Raw genomic sequence first — 686 nt, 5'->3', positions numbered from 1 at the left:
CACGCCGGTCGCCGTGGGCGGCACGCTGGACGCGCCCGTCGCACGGATGGCACCCGATGCCTCGGACGGCCGCTTTCGCGTAACCATCGGCAGCGACGAGCCCGACCCGTGCCCCGGAATCCTGGCCGCGGCACGCGAAGGCCTGCCCGGACCTGCCGCAGCGGCCGAGTCACGGCACGGCGGCAAGCTGTCGGACATGCTGCGCGGCCTGGGGCTGGTCCATTGAACGGCGCGTCGGGATCGTCACCCGGAAGCCGCCGGTTCTGGACGCGCGCGCAGGCGGTGGCCGACGCCGATGGCATGTGGTCGGTGGCCCTTGACGGACGAGGCGTCAAACTGCCGGGTGGAACGCCTCTGCGCGTCCGGTCCGGTGCGCTGGCCGACGCCATCGCGCAGGAATGGGACGCCGCCGGCGCAACGGTGGGGGGCACCTTTTCACCACTCGACCTGCCGCTGACCCGCATCGCCGGGACGATGATCGAACGTATCGCGCCGAACCGCAGCGGCGCGATCGATCTGCTGGCCGCCTATGCCGACGCCGACCTTCTGAGTTATCGCGCCGGTCCGCTGCCCGATCCGCTTCTGGCCGGCCGTCAGGCGGCCGCGTGGGGCCCCTGGATCGACTGGGCGCGGGAGCATCATGCGCTGGACCTGCCGATCACGACCGGGGTGATGCCTCTACCCCG

General features: G+C 72.4%; 2 protein-coding genes. Both read left to right on the top strand.

Annotated elements, in window-relative coordinates; all coding sequences use genetic code 11:
* Nucleotides 1–226 (top strand): hypothetical protein (locus HUK82_RS17030; protein WP_176615017.1); only part of this gene is annotated, 226 nt, incomplete at its 5' end.
* The coding region (locus HUK82_RS17025; protein ID WP_218061632.1) for an ATP12 family chaperone protein at nt 223–686 on the top strand (464 nt) is incomplete at its 3' end. The genes HUK82_RS17030 and HUK82_RS17025, both read left to right, overlap by 4 nt.

It is taken from the genome of Ameyamaea chiangmaiensis (assembly GCF_013376175.1).
GTDB classification, from domain to species: Bacteria; Pseudomonadota; Alphaproteobacteria; order Acetobacterales; family Acetobacteraceae; genus Ameyamaea; species Ameyamaea chiangmaiensis.
Note: the sequence above shows the minus strand (reverse complement) of the source record. Positions and strands in the feature narration are given on the sequence as shown.